Raw genomic sequence first — 14,181 nt, 5'->3', positions numbered from 1 at the left:
TCCGAATAATTTTTTTATTTCACATTAAGCAGCTGCTTCTTCAGCAGGAGCTGCCTCTTCAGCAGGTTTTGCTTCTTCAGCAGGAGCTGCTTCTCCCTTCTTATCAGCTAAGGCAGATAAGATTCTTGCCACTTTGGCAACTGGTTCCTTTAAAGTGCACAGTAACATAGAGTACATGCCTTCTCTGTTTGGTAAAGTAGAGATTGCTTTGACTTCATCTGTGTTCAGTAATTTGCCTTCAACGATCCCAGCTTTTAATACTAATGCTTCATGTTTTTTAGCAAATTTTGCTAAAACACGCGCTGGCGCAACTGCGTCGTCGCTACCGAATGCGAAAGCGTTAGGGCCTTTTAAGAATTCATCTAATTCTGTTTTACCTGCAGCTTCTGTTGCACGTTTTACTAATTTGTTTTTGTAAACTTTCAGTTCAACGCCTTCTGCTCTTAAAGCTCTACGAAGTTCAGTAACTTCGTCAACAGTTAAACCACGGTATTCAGCAACGATTACTGATGAAGCGTTATTTAACTTATCAGTTACTTCGTCGATGACGGCCTGTTTAGCGACTAATACTTCTTTAGCCATTTTTTGTCCTCCTATATAAATTTTTATATAGCAACAATATACACGTTATAAAAGCTCTCACGAGGAGAGCTTGTCAATTTCATTTGACAATATCACCTCGGTAACAAATTAAGGATTTCTCCAGTTACTGTCTCCGGTATATTGATTGCAGTAATTTTACGTATTAAAGAGCAACTTTAATACTTGGGCCCATTGTAGAAGAAATAACAACATTCTTTACATAAGTACCCTTAGCTGTAGCAGGTTTAACTCTTAAGATTAAATCTTTAACAGCATTGAAGTTGTCTGCTAAGGCAGCTTCTTCGAATGACACTCTACCGATTGGCATGTGTACATTACCATCTTTGTCAGTACGGTAGTTAACCATACCAGCTTTCTGATCCTGAACAGCTTTAGCGACGTCCATAGTTACAGTACCAGTCTTAGGGTTAGGCATTAAACCACGAGGGCCTAAGATACGACCTAAACGACCTAATTTAGGCATCATGTTAGGAGTTGCGATTGCAACGTCGAAATCTAACCATCCGCCCTGGATCTGTTCTAATACATCGTCAGCACCAACTACGTCAGCACCAGCATTTTTAGCTTCTTCAGCTTTAGCACCTTCGGCAATAACTAAGACTTTCTTAGTTTTACCAGTACCATGAGGTAAGCTTAAAGCCCCTCTTAACTGCTGATCAGCATGTCTTGTATCAAGATTTAACTTGAATACGACATCAACACCTGCATCAAATTTAACTGTAGATGTTTTCTTTACTAAAGCAACTGCTTCATCAATTGGATACTGTTTAGCAGCATCAATTAACTTAGCGGCTTCATTATATTTCTTTCCGTGTTTAGCCATTTTTTTCTTTCCTCCTTAAAGTGGTCATAGCGGCTTAAACCTCCCACTGTTATGACGGAATAAATCCATCTCATGCTTATGATAATTAAGCGTCTAAACCTTCAACTTTTACGCCCATGTTACGAGCAGTACCTGCAATGATCTTCATAGCGCCTTCGATATCATTTGCATTAAGATCAGGCATCTTGTATTCAGCAATTTCCTTTAACTTATCTGCAGATAATGTGGCTACAGTCTGTTTAGAATCACTTGCTGCTTTCTTTAAATTACAAGCTTTCTTAATCATTTCAGCTGCTGGAGCAGTTTTTAAGATGAAATCAAATGATTTATCTTCATATACTGTTAAGACAACTGGTACAGTTTCACCCATACGATCTTTAGTCTGATCATTGAACGCTGTACAGAATTTAGGCATCTGAATACCTGCACCTGCTAAAGCAGGTCCTGGTTTTGCCTGTCCAGCTTTAAACTGGATTTTCATAACTCTTACTACTTTTTTACTCACGCGACACACCTCCTATAAAATTTGTCCGTGTTGTGGTATTAGGACTTGTCCTCCCACATAAAGTACTTAACGTACCTATGTGATAATACAAGATATTTCTCATAAATGCAACACTATTTTTTATTTTTTTATTTGTACCCCCAATTGTGATCATATCGGTAGATCATATAGCCCTGCTGAGAGCTGATCGCCTTCACCAATGAAGGCGTTACCTTTATCTTTTTATAGCTGTACGTCGTTAAAGAAATCTTCTCTTCATCATTATAATGGAGCACTTTCGTCTGTTTCTTATTCTTAGAAATCTTCGTATCTAATAAGTCATAATATTCTTCTTCCCCATTTTCACTGCCATAGGCATAACTCTGATGACCAATAATCTGACTCATCTGATTGTCATCATCATAGACATAATTGACATTATCAATCGAACCTAACTGATTCTCTCCTGACTTATAGACATTTCTTTCTTTACTTAAAAGACCTTCTTTATTATAGGAGAGGGTTACCTGCTGGGAATTATCATCCTCTTTAATCTTCGCTTCAACAATCTGTTTCGCTTTATTCAGTTTCACTTTCGCATAGTAAGGATCCCCTTTGGTCTCCTTAATCCCTGTTAACTTATTATTCTTATAATGCAGGGTCTTATGCGAATACTGCGCTTTCGCACTTTTTAACTGTCCATCCTTACGATATGAAAAAGAGGTCACCTCCGTGACAGGCTTTTCATCTTCATCATATAATATTGCTTTTGCCTTCGTGCAGACATAAACACTTACTTTTCCTTTCCCCTGAACACGCACTTCCTGTCCCATCATCAAAGTCATCACCATCATCAGGCTCACAATCTTCTTTCCCATCGCACTCGCTCCTTAAGATGAACCCATTATAACATACTTTTTCACTCAGACAAAAAGGCATTTCGATTGATTTAGAACGTTTTCATCCCAGCATCTATTTCATCCCAGTTAATAACAGATGTCATATCGTATACACCACCATATTTTCCTTCCAAATATTGTTTAGAAAATTTTGCATCCAACAATATCAATGAATCATCAACAAAAAAAGACGGATTCAACCGTCTTTACTATACATCTACTTTTTCTAAGGCTACAAGATCAAGTTCGGTAGGTGTTAAATTGCCTAACATGTCAACTAATACAGTTGCTCTTTCTTTTTCATAGTCAATAGATTCCACTTTACCTTTTTTACCAGCAAATGGTGCTGTTAAGATCTTGACTTCATCGCCCGGTTTGAAATCAACTTCCAGACTAGTTGTCCGAATCCCCATCTTCTTTAAGATAGGATCGATTTCATGCTTCGCTAATGGGAAAGGTTTTGCCCCGCCCCCAGAAGAACCGATGAATCCAGTAACACCAGGAGTGTTACGAACAACGTACCAAGCTTCATCTGTCATAATCATTTCCACTAAGACATAACCTGGCCATAAGTTCTTTTCCACATTAACCTTCTTACCGTTTTTAATGACGGTTTCTGGATGTGTTGGAATAATGATATTGAATAAGACATCCTGTAAGTTCATGGATGCAATTCTTTTTTCAAGATTTTCTTTGACTTTATTTTCATGTCCAGAATAGGTATTGACAACGTACCATCTTCTGCCTTCTTCATTGATACCTGGCATATTAATTCATCCCCAATGCTTTTAAAATTAATGCAATGACTGCATCGCTGGCATAGAAAAATGCCCCTAAAATAATTGTAAAGGCTAAAACAACGCCGCTGTCAACAGCGAGTTCTTTTCTCGTTGGCCAATGAATCTTTTTGATTTCTTCACGCACACCGCTGAGTGTGGCCCAATCTTTAAACTTTAATGGATCAGTATCAATCTGATCTTCCAGTCTCTTCTTGCGTTCAATTTTCTTAGCAGCACGTAATTCCTTACGTTCCTGCTTGAGTTTTGCCTTAAGAGCCGCTTTTTCTTCTTTGGACATATTGTCGCTCATGAAAAACTCCTCCTACTTTGATTCTTTATGAAGAGTATGCTTGCCACATCTCTTGCAGTACTTTCTCAGTTCTAAACGTTCCACATTGGTCCGTTTATTTTTGTAGATGGTATAGTTACGAGATAAACACTCTGTACAAACTAAAATGACTTTTTCTCTCATACTATCACCCCTTAGCCCCTATAATTTATCACATTCATTCTAGGGAGTCAAATATCTTTTGTCTTTTTGTTGCTGGAAAAATCTACCATTTTTTGATTTTTCCGTTGTTTATATTCACGATACTGTTTTTCCACCCGATAGATAATATTGTAAATATTGCCCGGACTAAAATGTGTCCTTTTCGCAATTTCATCGGTCGTAAAACCTTCATTATGGAGCTTAATCACCATTTGATGATCAGGGTTCACATATTTCTCTAAAAACTTCTGAAACGCTTCCTCATCGGCGATCTTGCTGATATGAGCAAGTGGATTATAAGTGGTTTTCTCTTCCGCCACAATATCGATCATCCGCTTTGACTCATCATCATTCACCGGCTGCTCCAAGGAGATTTCAGCCTGCTTATGCATCCGGTTGTACAACTGAAGCGCCCGATGTTTTAAACAGGTGAAAGCATACGTTGCAAAACTGCTTTGCGAGTATCCTTCATATTGTGATAAAACATACTCAAAACCGCTTAACAGATGATTATAAACATCGATATTCCCCTCCGTATACGTCCGGGTCACTTTATAGGCCAGAATGCGATAATAATGAAATACTTCATCATAAGCATCGGCATCGCCGCAGCGGGCCAAATAGATATATTCGCGAATATTTTGAATGTACATACGTCCTCCTAAAGAGGATGACGTGAATTATAGACCTGATATAACAAAACGGCTGTCGCCACTGAGGCATTCAGGGAAGTGACATGCCCCACCATTGGTAAGACCACATTCAAATCGCAATGTGATTTTAACAAACGGGAAATGCCAAAACCTTCCGAGCCGATGACTAAAACCAAAGGCATATTGTAATCAACCTGACGGTAATCCTGGGAATTTTCATTCTCACAGGCAACCGCCCAGAATCCCTGCTTCTTTAAAGCATCTAAGGTGCGGGTTAAGTTCGTCACCTGAGCCACTTTCACATGATCGATGGCCCCAGTAGAAACTTTTGCGACCGTCGCATTTAAAGAGACCGAACGTTTCTTGCCAATGATGACCCCATCGACACCAACGGCATCACAGGTTCTTAAAATCGCTCCTAAGTTATGGGGATCTTCTAAGCCATCTAACATTAACAGGCACGGTTGTTTCCCCTTCGGAACACTGCTTAAGATCTCTTCAATAGTCGCATAGTCATACCCTTCGGTTTCACAGGCTACGCCCTGATGAGCCACATTGCCAACTAAGCTGATCATTTCTTTCTTCTCGCCAATCCTCATTTTCACATGATTATCTTTACAAAGCTTGATCAGATCATCATTGGTGTTGCGGACAATAAATACCTGACTGGCTTTATGATTTTTAATTAATTCTCTGACCGTATTGCGGCCGTAGATCCACTGTTTCATATTTTTTCCTGCTCTTCTTTTGATTCAATAACTTGTTTGTAATAGGTCACAATTTCATCAATACGCTGCTGATTGCCAATCAGGTAGAGATGCCCAATTAAGGCTTCAAAACCTGATGACTGGTTATGCGTTAAGGTCCGGCTATGCGATTTATTATGCGCTTTGGTATTGCGGCCACGCTTATAAATAGCGAGTTCTTCCGGAGTCAGAAAGCCGCTTTCTCGTGCGACTTTCATAAAGTAGGCCTGCGCCACCGCTGAAACATAAGAGACGGAGGCTTTCTGCAGGTCATTAGGTTTCGTGATGCCTTTTTCTAATATCAGATATTCTCGGATATAAACTTCAAATAAAGCATCACCTAAGTAAGCTAACGTTAAGGCGTTAAGCAGTTCTGGACGCATTATAAAATGCCTCTTTCAGTTAATGTAGCACGCAGTTTATCGGCTTCTTCAAAGTTCTTTTCTTTCTTTAAAGCCTGCCATTTGTTGTAAAGATCGATATCTTCATCGCTCATTTCAACACCTTTGAAGGCAAAGCCCATGACATCCTGCATCTTCATTAACGTTGCATAAGCCGTTGCGATTTTCGCATCATCTTTATCTTTGACACGCATCACTGAGTTAACGACTTTTACCTGATCTAAGATTTCTGTTAAAGCTAAGGAAGTATTTAAGTCATCACTTAATGCATCCACCATATGATCCACCGTCGCTTTATCATAATCAGCGGCTGGGACTTTATGTGTTACTAAGTAAAGAGAAGCCTGACGGACCACGTTTTCCACTTTGCTGACTTCTTTCTTCACATTGGCTAAAACATCATCGGTAAAGTTTAAAGGATTACGATAATGTGTTGATAACATTAACCACTTATACACATTCGTGCCTAACTGCGCTAATAAATCTTTTGCCCATAAGACATTGCCTAAAGATTTAGACATCTTTTCCCCATTGATATTAATCATCTGGTTATGCACCCAGTAATTCGCTAAATGCGTATGAGAGAAGGCTTCTGACTGCGCAATTTCATTTTCATGATGCGGGAACTTTAAGTCATGGCCGCCGCCATGAATATCAATATTGCCGCGGCCGAAGATATCATTAATCATAACCACACATTCCGTATGCCAGCCAGGACGGCCTTTTGACCAAGGAGAATCAAACTGAATCCCTTCATCGGTCTTTTTCCATAACGCAAAGTCTAATGGAGATTCTTTTTTAGCATCATCAGCTGTCGCTGTACGCTGGGATGCCCCATTAACTAAGTCATCAACTTTGATCCCTGATAATGTTCCATAATCATCAATCTTAGGAACTCGGAAATAAACATCACCATCGGCTTCATAAGCGTATCCTTTATCAATCAGATCCGCAATAAAAGCAATGATCTTATCCATCGTCTGGGTAACACGAGGCGTAAAGGTTGGCTTTTCAATGTTTAAGCCATCACGGACATCTTCATAAGCTTTAATATATTTTTCCGTTAATTCTTTTTCACTCACGCCTTCTTCTTTGGCTTTCTTGATGATCTTATCATCGACATCCGTATAGTTAGAGACAAACGTAACATCATAGCCAAGATATTCTAAAGTACGACGTAAGACATCAAAAACAATCATTGGACGGGTATTTCCGATATGCACATAGTTGTATACCGTTGGTCCGCAGACATAAATTCCGCACTTGCCGGGTTCAATAGGTTTAAACTCTTCTTTTTTATTGGTATAGGAATTAAAAATTTTCATAAAAAGTCCTCACTTTTCTGTAAAAAAATCCATGACGAATCATGGCCTCAAGACAATCTGGTCTTTCTACAGTCAAGTTTATCAAAAACACCTAGTTCATACAAGTAAAATGGTTGCACTTAAGCAATTATACGCTATAATTTGAGCGGTGATAAAAATGCAAAAAGTAACAGTAACATTGAAAAAGGGTGAAGGCCGCACCCTCAATCGCGGCGGCCTCTGGGTTTTCGATAACGAAATCGATGCGATTTCCGGTCCATTTACCGACGGTGATTTGGTGAATGTGGAAGCCTTCAACCACTATCCGCTCGGTCAGGGCTATATTAATACCCATTCAAAAATCAGAATTCGCTTATTATCGCGTTCTCTCGATACGACAATTGATCAGGCTTTTATTGATGAACGCGTCCGTAACGCGATCGCTTATCGTCTCCATACCGGCGACACAAGCAGCTGTCGCTTAATCTTTGGCGAATCTGATTTCTTACCAGGCATCACAGTTGATAAGTATGAAGACGTCTGCGTCTTACAGGCTTTAACCTTAGGCGCTGAAAAATTGAAAATGATGGTTGTCAAAGCCCTGCAAACCGTTTTTGCAGAATGCGCATGGCCGTTAAAAGGCGTCTATGAACGTTCTGATGCCAGAGAGCGCGATAAGGAAGGCTTACCACGTGTCAAAGGCTTTTTAACCGAGCCTTTCGAAACCAAATTTGTCATTACCGAAAATGGTGTCAAATACAATATCGATATTGAAAATGGTCAAAAGACTGGTTTCTTCCTTGATCAGAAATACAATCGTTTAGCTATTCATAAGATCGCTCAAGGCGCGAAAGTTTTAGACTGCTTTACCTATATTGGAACCTTTGCCCTCAATGCCGGGATTGCCGGAGCTGACTTTGTACTTGGCGTTGATGCGAGTGATCTAGCCGTTGAACTTGCAAACGAAAATGCGAAACTGAATCATTTAGAAGACACCGTTCATTTTGAAACCCATGATGTCTTTGATTTCTTACCAGAATTAATCGAGCAGGGAGAAAGCTATGACGTTGTCATCCTCGATCCGCCCGCTTTTACCAAATCAAAGAGTTCTATCAAAAAAGCCATGCGCGGTTATCGTGAAATCAATCGTCAGGGCTTAAAGTTAGTTCGTGATGGCGGCTTCTTAGTCACTTGTACATGTTCTCATTTCATGGATAATGAAACATTTAAAAAAGCGATTGATCAGGCTGCTCGCTCGGTCAATAAACGCTTAGCCCAGGTAGAATTCCGTCAGCAGGCTAGCGATCATCCGATTCTTTGGGGAAATGAAGATTCTTCTTATTTAAAATTTTATATTTTCCAAGTCACGGAAGACATGTAGACCGCTTCAAATGAAGCGGTCTTTCTTTAAACAACTTTTACCTCAATTGCATAGCTTATATTATAAACCCCCGCCATTGGTACAATGGTGATGAATTCGCCGCCTTTCTTTAAGGCCGTTAATTTCCCCTTATAAAATTTCACATAGTGTTTATATTTCCGCTCGGATAGCTGGTTCACCTGCTTGTAAGAGATCGGGAAATATTTGTTTTTCACTTTGATATATCCATTCAAAAACACACTTTGTCCCTTTTTTAATGTCATAACATAAGATGGAGATTTATTTTCAGAATCCTTTTGCGGAATTGTTTTCATCGCGCCACTCTTTCCCCCATCGAGTTTAGCCTGCGTGCCGCGATAATATAATGCCGTAACATCACTTGGCTGAATACGTTTTTTCCCGGATACAAAGTAATACTTATAAATACCTTTTTGTTTGATCAGATAGGGGGATTTCTTAACTTTAAGAAACCCAAAGGCATTTTTTCCAACATATTCCACACTATCTGGTACCGTGATCGATGTAAGCTTCGTATGGGCGAAAGCATTCGCCCCAATCCTGCGGATATACCCTTTTTGACGCGTTAATTTTTTAAAATCAATCGTTTTCAAACGAGCATCATAACCTAAGACATCGACACCATGAATATAAGGATTGTCTATGGCTGGCGACGTATATAATTTTTTCAGCCGCTCAGGCTTAAAATCAAGATGATAACGATAAGTAAAACCGCCCGTCTTATGTTTCCGCATCAGATAATACAAATAATCACTTTCTTCGTGCGTTGAACGATAGTCTGCCCGAAACATATCAATGTCATAAGCAGGGATCGTTTCCCGATCCTGCTCTTTTTCATTATAGTATTTCCAATACTCCTGATGATCATATACATCATCATAGGCATACACCGGTGAAACTCCCATCACCAAAAATAAAATCAATAAAAGGATCTTTTTCATCATGAAATCACCACCTGCACTTGGCTTGATTTGCCATATTCTTGCGTCTTTAAGAAGGCATTTAATGAATATACCCCCGCTTTTTGAGCGGTGACCTTCCCTTTTCGAATCGTTAAGCCAGGAGCCTCAAAAGATAACTGATCAAGGGAAATCGGATAATATTTTCCCTTCACTTTCACCTGATAGTTTAGGGAAAAAGATTGTCCAGCCTTAAGTATAATCCTCTTTTTTCCCTTAAAACGTAAAGATTGTAAGGCCTCTGGCTTATAGAAATGATGATTGACCTTATAATAAGCCTGAAAGCTGCCATCTTTTGCCTTCTTTAAGAGAGAAGATTTTTTAATTGTCACATTTTTCCCAAAAGCATGCGGTTCACAGTAAGTCACCGTTGCCGGTAAGATCACCGTTTTCGCTTTTGTCTTCATAAAGGCCTCTTTCTCAATCCGTTTAACCGGCGCTTTCGCTTTACCTAAGATTCGTAAATCCACATTCTTATCCTTCCCATCATACAAATAAACACTTATTCCGCGAAGACGATTTTGAATACGTCCATCATATACTGAAAAATCTTTTGATAAGACGTAATAATAGTAAAGACCTTCCGTATGATGAATCCGTAAAAGATAAAACACATAATCGGCTTTGGTATGCCATTGATCCACTCCTCCATTGTCTGGATCGACGATATAATCTTTCATGGTTTTAACTGGCACAGAAAGCTCATCTTCTTTGAGATTAGTACCAAAATCAGGAATTTCTTTTGCTTGCACTGGCATGACACCCATGCCTAAAATGATCGATAAAGCGCATAATAATTTCTTCATCATATGGTTTCACATCCTCTCTTGCCTTTATTGTAAGCGGTTTTATTTCGGCTTACAAGCAATTGGTGCTAACAGCCAAAAAAAGCCCGCATATGCGAGCTTTTGAACCTATCTCATGAGGGATGAGAAGACTTTCAGATATTCTTCACTTGATTTTTCCCAGTCCAGCTTTTCAGCCATGCCACGCTGAACAATGCGGTCCCAGGCAGGACGATCTTCACGATAAACGTGAATCGCATAATCAATCACGTGCAGCATTTCATGGGCATTGTAATTACTGAAACTAAAACCAGTGCCAGTATCCTCATATTCGTTATATGGGAAGACGGTATCTTTTAGGCCGCCAGTTTCACGAACGATGGGAACACTGCCATAACGTAGCGCCATCATCTGGGAAAGACCACATGGTTCAAATAACGATGGCATCAGGAACATATCGCTCGAAGCGTAGATCCGCATTGCTAAATTGGCATCATACTTTAAGTTCAGTGAGAACTTCTGATTATGATAACCGGCAAAGCCTTTGAGCGGTCCTTCATATTTCTGATCACCAGCGCCAAGGATCACAACCTGCACATCACGTTTCATCAGTTCTTCGAAACGGTTGATAATCAGATCGAGACCTTTCTGCCAGGTTAAACGGGTCACGATCCCAATGAGTGGAACATCCGGATTTTCTGGCAAGCCGACTTCACGCTGAAGGGCTAATTTATTTTCGACTTTCTTTTCTTTGACGTCCGTGGCATCGTAGTTGAATGCGATGGCGGGATCCGTTGCCGGATTGATCGCATCATAATCGATCCCATTTAAGATGCCGTATAAATCATAACGGCGCATCTTTAAGATGGATTGTAAACCTTCACCATATGCATCGGTTAAGATTTCTTCTGCATACGTTGGGGATACTGTCGTAATCGCATCACTATAAACAATAGCAGCTTTCATCATGTTCATACAGCCATCATTACGAATATTGCCATTGTAATAGAGATAGTTATCTAAGCCAAAGAGATCCTGTAATAAGAAGGGATCACATTTGCCCTGATAAGCGATATTATGGATCGTGAAAGTAACTTTCACGCCGCCATAGAAATCATAGTAACAATATCTTTCTTTATATAATGGGGCAATCATTGCGGCCTGCCAGTCATGTAAAGAAAGAATATCAGGCATGATGTCTAAACGTGATAAGCATTCCAAAACGGCAAAGTCATAAAATGCGAAACGTTCATAGTCATCATCATAGCCATAGAGTCCAGGTCTTCTGAAATACTGTTCGTTGTCCACGAAGAAATACGTCACGCCATCGACTACGGCTTTAAACACACCGCAATAGCAGCGACGCCAGCCGACCCATAAATAAAAGTTTGTGACATATTCGAGGGCTTCCGGCATTTTCAGATCCTGATATTTAGGCAGAATCACATAACATTCATTGCCTTTGGCCGCTAAAGCCTTAGGCAAAGAGCCTAAGACATCAGCCAAACCGCCGGATTTAATGAAAGGCTGTGCTTCTGATCCAGCGAAAACAATTCTCATTAAACTTTATCTCCTTCTTTGACATAAAGAGGTGCTTCAGGTGTGCCTTTGATTTCTTTCTTGTTCTGGATAATGGCATCTTTATCGATGACTGCATTTTCCACAACGGCACCAGGTTTAACTTCCGCACCGGTGAAAATAATAGAGTTCTTCACAACGGCACCTTTACCAATTTTCACTTCACGACCGATAATACAGTTATTCACTGTTCCATCGATGATCGCACCATTAGCTACGAAAACATTCTTCACTTCGGCGTTCTTCTTATATTTTGTTGGTGGTGTATCGTTGGTATTTGTATAGATTGGCCAGTTGGTCTTAAATACCTGGGTAGACACTTCGATATTTAAGAAATCTAAGCTGACTCTGTAGTAAGATTCAAAGGAATCGATAATATCCGCAAAGCCTTTGAATTCGTAAGCGTCGATCTTCTTTTCATCTAAAGCATAAGATAAGATATCTTTTAAGTTAAAGAAAGCAGAAACATTCTGGGCTTCTTTTAATAATTTTAATAATGCTTCTCTTGAGAAAACATATGTTTCCAGAGAAATGGCGCGATTCTTGGCGTTGCCTTTATTCTTTTCAATTGCTTCAACGACACCGTTTTTCACTTTCAGGTAGTCGGAACCGATGAAACGTTCATCCGCATTTTTGATTTTCTTATAAACCATGGTAATATCCGCACCAGATTTACGATGAGCTTCTACCACTTCACTATAATCCATAGTCGTAATAATATGCGCTGGGGCAATCACGATATAATCTGGTTTATTCTTTTCAATAAACGCAATATTTTCTAAGATATTGTTAATATCGTGGTTGTACATATTATTGTTGGCATACTTTTCATCATAAAGTAAAGATACCCCACCACGTTTAGAGTTGAAGTTCCAGGCATTACCATTTGCCATATGTTTGAATAATGATCTTGGTTTTTCTTTGATCAGAATCCCCACATTATCAATTTGGGAATTAGAGAAGTTTGATAAAACAAAGTCAATAATTCCATAACGACCAAGGAAGCTTACAGATGCCACTGGTCTTCTTTCTGTTAATCCTTTTAATTCGATATCGGAATGTAAATTAACAAGTCCAATTACTTTAGCCATTTTGTAATCCTCCCGTCCTAATCTCTCGTATTTTTACTCAGCAGAGCCACTTCTTTAGCTTCTTTATTGATGACTTCTCCTGATTTTACTGTATAGCCTTCATCGACGATTGCTTTATAGACCTGAGCGCCTTCTTCGACTAAAACGCCTGGCATTAAGACTGAATCAACGACTTTTGCCCCAGTGCCGACACTGACATTGTTGAATAAGACAGAGCCTTCAACATCACCATTCACAGTGCAGCCCTGCGTTACAAGAGAATTCTTAACGCTCGCTTTATCACCGATAACCTGTGGTTTTGCAAGAGTATCTTCAGAGTAGATCTTCCAGTCTTTCTTGATGTTATAAAGATCCAAGTCTGAATCATTTAATAAGTCCATGTTCGCCTGCCATAATGAGTCAACAGTGCCGACATCTTTCCAGTAACCTTTGAATTCATAAGCAAATAATTTCTTATGATCCGCTAACATAGCGGGAATGATATCCATCCCGAAATCGTGATGTGAGTCTTTTTTCTTTTCATCTGCACGTAAGTATTTTCTTAACTGTTTATACGTGAAGATATAAATCCCCATTGAGGCTAATGTTGATTTTGGATGTTCTGGTTTTTCTTCGAACTCATAGATTGATAAATCATCATTGGTGTTCATAATCCCAAAACGGCTCGCTTCATCCATTGAAACATTTAATACGGCAACAGTTAAATCAGCACCTTTTTCCTTATGTGCCTTTAACATTTCCGCATAATCCATTTTGTAAATGTGGTCACCTGATAAAATCAGGACATATTCTGGATCATACTGATCCAGGAATTCCAGGTTCTGCGCAATGGCATCCGCTGTCCCGGCGTACCATGTTGCACCGACTTCATCTCTTTCACGGGCTGGTAAAACAGTCGCTGCGGAACTATTTCCGTCAAGCCCCCATTTTGTCCCTGATCCAACATATGATCCTAACTCTACAGATTCATACTGTGTTAACACACCAACAACATCAATACCTGAGTTGGCGCAGTTACTCAGTGGAAAGTCGATAATACGATATTTTCCGCCAAAGTGAACGGCTGGTTTTGCGACTTTAGCTGTTAAAGCTTTTAAACGAGAGCCACGGCCCCCAGCAAGAATCATTGCAACTAATTCTTTTCCCATGTAAAATAATCCTCCTCTATGTAATCGCTTACTTGATAC

General features: G+C 39.6%; 17 protein-coding genes and 1 other annotated feature. Of the genes, 1 reads left to right on the top strand and 16 read right to left on the bottom strand.

Annotation, left to right across the window (positions count from 1 at the left end):
* Window positions 1–24: 24 nt before the first annotated feature.
* The 11 genes from rplJ to cysS form a co-directional block, all read right to left on the bottom strand.
* Window positions 25–582, bottom strand: coding sequence for a 50S ribosomal protein L10 (gene rplJ / locus SG0102_RS03605; protein ID WP_125118695.1), 558 nt, complete (start codon window positions 580–582; stop codon window positions 25–27).
* 38 nt (window positions 583–620) lie between these two features.
* Window positions 621–737 (bottom strand) — a sequence feature (ribosomal protein L10 leader region).
* A gap of 8 nt (window positions 738–745) precedes the next feature.
* On the bottom strand, window positions 746–1,426 hold the full coding sequence (gene rplA, locus SG0102_RS03600; protein ID WP_125118694.1) for a 50S ribosomal protein L1: 681 nt from the start codon (window positions 1,424–1,426) through the stop codon (window positions 746–748).
* Between the two features lie 85 nt (window positions 1,427–1,511).
* Entirely contained in the window at window positions 1,512–1,931 is a 420-nt protein-coding gene (gene rplK / locus SG0102_RS03595) for a 50S ribosomal protein L11 (protein ID WP_125118693.1), read from the bottom strand.
* Between the two features lie 128 nt (window positions 1,932–2,059).
* A complete protein-coding gene (locus tag SG0102_RS03590; protein WP_125118692.1) occupies window positions 2,060–2,788 on the bottom strand; it encodes a hypothetical protein in 729 nt (242 codons plus the stop codon).
* Between the two features lie 230 nt (window positions 2,789–3,018).
* Window positions 3,019–3,576 (bottom strand): transcription termination/antitermination protein NusG, encoded by a 558-nt coding sequence (gene nusG, locus SG0102_RS03585; protein ID WP_125118691.1) that lies wholly within the window; start codon window positions 3,574–3,576, stop codon window positions 3,019–3,021.
* A gap of 1 nt (window position 3,577) precedes the next feature.
* Window positions 3,578–3,898: a preprotein translocase subunit SecE gene (secE, locus tag SG0102_RS03580; protein ID WP_231999856.1), complete on the bottom strand. Its 321-nt coding sequence runs from the start codon at window positions 3,896–3,898 to the stop codon at window positions 3,578–3,580.
* A 12-nt stretch (window positions 3,899–3,910) separates the two neighbouring features.
* Entirely contained in the window at window positions 3,911–4,060 is a 150-nt protein-coding gene (gene rpmG, locus SG0102_RS03575) for a 50S ribosomal protein L33 (RefSeq protein WP_125118690.1), read from the bottom strand.
* A 47-nt stretch (window positions 4,061–4,107) separates the two neighbouring features.
* A complete protein-coding gene (locus SG0102_RS03570; protein ID WP_125118689.1) occupies window positions 4,108–4,731 on the bottom strand; it encodes an RNA polymerase sigma factor in 624 nt (207 codons plus the stop codon).
* Window positions 4,732–4,739: 8 nt separating this feature from the next.
* Entirely contained in the window at window positions 4,740–5,459 is a 720-nt protein-coding gene (gene rlmB / locus SG0102_RS03565; protein WP_125118688.1) for a 23S rRNA (guanosine(2251)-2'-O)-methyltransferase RlmB, read from the bottom strand.
* Window positions 5,456–5,860, bottom strand: coding sequence for a Mini-ribonuclease 3 (locus SG0102_RS03560; RefSeq protein WP_125118687.1), 405 nt, complete (start codon window positions 5,858–5,860; stop codon window positions 5,456–5,458). Before SG0102_RS03560 ends, rlmB begins: the two co-directional genes overlap by 4 nt.
* Window positions 5,860–7,203 carry a cysteine--tRNA ligase gene (gene cysS / locus SG0102_RS03555; RefSeq protein WP_125118686.1) on the bottom strand — a complete coding sequence of 448 codons (1,344 nt, stop codon included), beginning with the start codon at window positions 7,201–7,203 and terminating at the stop codon, window positions 5,860–5,862. Before cysS ends, SG0102_RS03560 begins: the two co-directional genes overlap by 1 nt.
* A 157-nt stretch (window positions 7,204–7,360) precedes the next feature.
* On the opposite strand from cysS, the gene SG0102_RS03550 reads away from it, so the two are divergent.
* Entirely contained in the window at window positions 7,361–8,563 is a 1,203-nt protein-coding gene (locus SG0102_RS03550) for a class I SAM-dependent rRNA methyltransferase (protein WP_125118685.1), read from the top strand.
* 26 nt (window positions 8,564–8,589) lie between these two features.
* On the opposite strand, the gene SG0102_RS03545 is transcribed toward SG0102_RS03550, so the two are convergent.
* The 5 genes from SG0102_RS03545 to SG0102_RS03525 all read right to left on the bottom strand — a co-directional run bounded on the left by SG0102_RS03545 (window position 8,590) and on the right by SG0102_RS03525 (window position 14,142).
* On the bottom strand, window positions 8,590–9,525 hold the full coding sequence (locus SG0102_RS03545) for a leucine-rich repeat domain-containing protein (protein WP_125118684.1): 936 nt from the start codon (window positions 9,523–9,525) through the stop codon (window positions 8,590–8,592).
* Window positions 9,522–10,349, bottom strand: coding sequence for a hypothetical protein (locus SG0102_RS03540; RefSeq protein ID WP_125118683.1), 828 nt, complete (start codon window positions 10,347–10,349; stop codon window positions 9,522–9,524). Before SG0102_RS03540 ends, SG0102_RS03545 begins: the two co-directional genes overlap by 4 nt.
* A 105-nt stretch (window positions 10,350–10,454) precedes the next feature.
* Window positions 10,455–11,885, bottom strand: coding sequence for a glycogen synthase GlgA (gene glgA / locus SG0102_RS03535; RefSeq protein WP_125118682.1), 1,431 nt, complete (start codon window positions 11,883–11,885; stop codon window positions 10,455–10,457).
* Window positions 11,885–12,994 (bottom strand): glucose-1-phosphate adenylyltransferase subunit GlgD, encoded by a 1,110-nt coding sequence (gene glgD, locus SG0102_RS03530; protein WP_125118681.1) that lies wholly within the window; start codon window positions 12,992–12,994, stop codon window positions 11,885–11,887. Before glgD ends, glgA begins: the two co-directional genes overlap by 1 nt.
* Window positions 12,995–13,011: 17 nt before the next feature.
* The gene (locus tag SG0102_RS03525; RefSeq protein WP_125118680.1) at window positions 13,012–14,142 is read right to left on the bottom strand and encodes a glucose-1-phosphate adenylyltransferase; all 1,131 of its coding nucleotides are present in this window, start codon (window positions 14,140–14,142) and stop codon (window positions 13,012–13,014) included.
* Window positions 14,143–14,181: the final 39 nt, after the last annotated feature.

Origin of the sequence: Intestinibaculum porci (assembly GCF_003925875.1) — a bacterium.
Lineage (GTDB): Bacteria > Bacillota_I > Bacilli_A > Erysipelotrichales > Coprobacillaceae > Intestinibaculum > Intestinibaculum porci.
This window is presented reverse-complemented; position numbering and strand designations above follow the sequence as displayed.